The 4,442-nt window shown below is 50.5% G+C and carries 1 tRNA gene and 2 rRNA genes; all 3 read left to right on the forward strand.

The window, feature by feature from the left end:
• Positions 1–1,281, forward strand: a 16S ribosomal RNA gene (locus O3622_RS09920); the annotation flags it as partial.
• A 51-nt stretch (positions 1,282–1,332) separates the two neighbouring features.
• A tRNA-Ala gene (locus O3622_RS09925) sits at positions 1,333–1,405 on the forward strand.
• 122 nt (positions 1,406–1,527) lie between these two features.
• Positions 1,528–4,430 (forward strand): 23S ribosomal RNA (locus O3622_RS09930).
• Positions 4,431–4,442 lie beyond the last annotated feature (12 nt).

Raw genomic sequence — 4,442 nt, forward strand, 5'->3', positions numbered from 1 at the left:
ACGGCTCACCAAGGCGACGATACATAGCCGACCTGAGAGGGTGATCGGCCACACTGGGACTGAGACACGGCCCAGACTCCTACGGGAGGCAGCAGTAGGGAATCTTCGGCAATGGACGGAAGTCTGACCGAGCAACGCCGCGTGAGTGAAGAAGGTTTTCGGATCGTAAAGCTCTGTTGTAAGAGAAGAACGAGTGTGAGAGTGGAAAGTTCACACTGTGACGGTATCTTACCAGAAAGGGACGGCTAACTACGTGCCAGCAGCCGCGGTAATACGTAGGTCCCGAGCGTTGTCCGGATTTATTGGGCGTAAAGCGAGCGCAGGCGGTTAGATAAGTCTGAAGTTAAAGGCTGTGGCTTAACCATAGTACGCTTTGGAAACTGTTTAACTTGAGTGCAAGAGGGGAGAGTGGAATTCCATGTGTAGCGGTGAAATGCGTAGATATATGGAGGAACACCGGTGGCGAAAGCGGCTCTCTGGCTTGTAACTGACGCTGAGGCTCGAAAGCGTGGGGAGCAAACAGGATTAGATACCCTGGTAGTCCACGCCGTAAACGATGAGTGCTAGGTGTTAGACCCTTTCCGGGGTTTAGTGCCGCAGCTAACGCATTAAGCACTCCGCCTGGGGAGTACGACCGCAAGGTTGAAACTCAAAGGAATTGACGGGGGCCCGCACAAGCGGTGGAGCATGTGGTTTAATTCGAAGCAACGCGAAGAACCTTACCAGGTCTTGACATCCCTCTGACCGCTCTAGAGATAGAGTTTTCCTTCGGGACAGAGGTGACAGGTGGTGCATGGTTGTCGTCAGCTCGTGTCGTGAGATGTTGGGTTAAGTCCCGCAACGAGCGCAACCCCTATTGTTAGTTGCCATCATTCAGTTGGGCACTCTAGCGAGACTGCCGGTAATAAACCGGAGGAAGGTGGGGATGACGTCAAATCATCATGCCCCTTATGACCTGGGCTACACACGTGCTACAATGGCTGGTACAACGAGTCGCAAGCCGGTGACGGCAAGCTAATCTCTTAAAGCCAGTCTCAGTTCGGATTGTAGGCTGCAACTCGCCTACATGAAGTCGGAATCGCTAGTAATCGCGGATCAGCACGCCGCGGTGAATACGTTCCCGGGCCTTGTACACACCGCCCGTCACACCACGAGAGTTTGTAACACCCGAAGTCGGTGAGGTAACCTTTTAGGAGCCAGCCGCCTAAGGTGGGATAGATGATTGGGGTGAAGTCGTAACAAGGTAGCCGTATCGGAAGGTGCGGCTGGATCACCTCCTTTCTAAGGATAAGGAACTGCACATTGGTCTTGTTTAGTCTTGAGAGGTCTTGTGGGGCCTTAGCTCAGCTGGGAGAGCGCCTGCTTTGCACGCAGGAGGTCAGCGGTTCGATCCCGCTAGGCTCCATTGGTGAGAGATCACCAAGTAATGCACATTGAAAATTGAATATCTATATCAAATAGTAACAAGAAAATAAACCGAAACGCTGTAGTATTAAAAGAGTTTATGACTGAAAGGTCAAAAAATAAGGTTAAGTTAATAAGGGCGCACGGTGGATGCCTTGGCACTAGGAGCCGAAGAAGGACGTGACAAACGACGATATGCCTTGGGTAGCTGTAAGTAAGCGATGATCCAGGGATTTCCGAATGGGGGAACCCAACAGGTACTACCTGTTACCCGCATCTGTTAAGGATGTGAGGAGGAAGACGCAGTGAACTGAAACATCTAAGTAGCTGCAGGAAGAGAAAGCAAAAGCGATTGCCTTAGTAGCGGCGAGCGAAACGGCAGGAGGGCAAACCGAAGAGTTTACTCTTCGGGGTTGTAGGACTGCAATGTGGACTCAAAGATTATAGAAGAATGATTTGGGAAGATCAGCCAAAGAGAGTAATAGCCTCGTATTTAAAATAGTCTTTGTACCTAGCAGTATCCTGAGTACGGCGGGACACGTGAAATCCCGTCGGAATCTGGGAGGACCATCTCCCAACCCTAAATACTCCCTAGTGACCGATAGTGAACCAGTACCGTGAGGGAAAGGTGAAAAGCACCCCGGGAGGGGAGTGAAATAGAACCTGAAACCGTGTGCCTACAACAAGTTCGAGCCCGTTAATGGGTGAGAGCGTGCCTTTTGTAGAATGAACCGGCGAGTTACGATATGATGCGAGGTTAAGTTGAAGAGACGGAGCCGCAGGGAAACCGAGTCTGAATAGGGCGCCTTAGTATCATGTCGTAGACCCGAAACCATGTGACCTACCCATGAGCAGGTTGAAGGTGCGGTAAGACGCACTGGAGGACCGAACCAGGGCACGTTGAAAAGTGCTTGGATGACTTGTGGGTAGCGGAGAAATTCCAAACGAACTTGGAGATAGCTGGTTCTCTCCGAAATAGCTTTAGGGCTAGCGTCGACATCAAGATTCTTGGAGGTAGAGCACTGTTTGGGTGAGGGGTCCATCCCGGATTACCAATCTCAGATAAACTCCGAATGCCAATGAATTATGGTCGGCAGTCAGACTGCGAGTGCTAAGATCCGTAGTCGAAAGGGAAACAGCCCAGACCACCAGCTAAGGTCCCAAAATAATTGTTAAGTGGAAAAGGATGTGGGGTTGCACAGACAACTAGGATGTTAGCTTAGAAGCAGCTATTCATTCAAAGAGTGCGTAATAGCTCACTAGTCGAGTGACCCTGCGCCGAAAATGTACCGGGGCTAAAACAATTTACCGAAGCTGTGGATACCTTTATAGGTATGGTAGGAGAGCGTTCTATGTGTGAAGAAGGTATACCGTGAGGAGTGCTGGAACGCATAGAAGTGAGAATGCCGGTATGAGTAGCGAAAGACAGGTGAGAATCCTGTCCACCGTAAGACTAAGGTTTCCAGGGGAAGGCTCGTCCGCCCTGGGTTAGTCGGGACCTAAGGAGAGACCGAAAGGTGTATCCGATGGACAACAGGTTGATATTCCTGTACTAGAGTATGTAGTGATGGAGGGACGCAGTAGGCTAACTAAAGCAGACGAATGGAAGTGTCTGTCTAATCAGTGAGGTGTGATATGAGTCAAATGCTTATATCTATAACATTGAGCTGTGATGGGGAGCGAAGTTTAGTAGCGAAGTTAGTGACGTCACACTGCCAAGAAAAGCTTCTAGCGTTTAAACATACTCTACCCGTACCGCAAACCGACACAGGTAGTCGAGGCGAGTAGCCTCAGGTGAGCGAGAGAACTCTCGTTAAGGAACTCGGCAAAATGACCCCGTAACTTCGGGAGAAGGGGTGCTGACTTTAGGTCAGCCGCAGTGAATAGGCCCAAGCAACTGTTTATCAAAAACACAGCTCTCTGCTAAATCGTAAGATGATGTATAGGGGGTGACGCCTGCCCGGTGCTGGAAGGTTAAGAGGAGTGCTTAGGAGTAATCCGAAGGTATGAATTGAAGCCCCAGTAAACGGCGGCCGTAACTATAACGGTCCTAAGGTAGCGAAATTCCTTGTCGGGTAAGTTCCGACCCGCACGAAAGGCGTAATGATTTGGGCACTGTCTCAACGAGAGACTCGGTGAAATTTTAGTACCTGTGAAGATGCAGGTTACCCGCGACAGGACGGAAAGACCCCATGGAGCTTTACTGCAGTTTGATATTGAGTGTCTGTACCACATGTACAGGATAGGTAGGAGTCTATGAGATCGGGACGCCAGTTTCGAAGGAGACGTTGTTGGGATACTACCCTTGTGTTATGGCCACTCTAACCCGGATAGGTTATCCCTATCGGAGACAGTGTCTGACGGGCAGTTTGACTGGGGCGGTCGCCTCCTAAAAGGTAACGGAGGCGCCCAAAGGTTCCCTCAGAATGGTTGGAAATCATTCGCAGAGTGTAAAGGTATAAGGGAGCTTGACTGCGAGAGCTACAACTCGAGCAGGGACGAAAGTCGGGCTTAGTGATCCGGTGGTTCCGTATGGAAGGGCCATCGCTCAACGGATAAAAGCTACCCTGGGGATAACAGGCTTATCTCCCCCAAGAGTTCACATCGACGGGGAGGTTTGGCACCTCGATGTCGGCTCGTCGCATCCTGGGGCTGTAGTCGGTCCCAAGGGTTGGGCTGTTCGCCCATTAAAGCGGCACGCGAGCTGGGTTCAGAACGTCGTGAGACAGTTCGGTCCCTATCCGTCGCGGGCGTAGGAAATTTGAGAGGATCTGCTCCTAGTACGAGAGGACCAGAGTGGACTTACCGCTGGTGTACCAGTTGTCTTGCCAAAGGCATCGCTGGGTAGCTATGTAGGGAAGGGATAAACGCTGAAAGCATCTAAGTGTGAAACCCACCTCAAGATGAGATTTCCCATGATTTTATATCAGTAAGAGCCCTGAGAGATGATCAGGTAGATAGGTTAGAAGTGGAAGTGTGGCGACACATGTAGCGGACTAATACTAATAGCTCGAGGACTTATCCAAAGTAACTGAGAA

It is taken from the genome of Streptococcus sp. 27098_8_51, assembly GCF_041432205.1.
Classification (GTDB): domain Bacteria; phylum Bacillota; class Bacilli; order Lactobacillales; family Streptococcaceae; genus Streptococcus.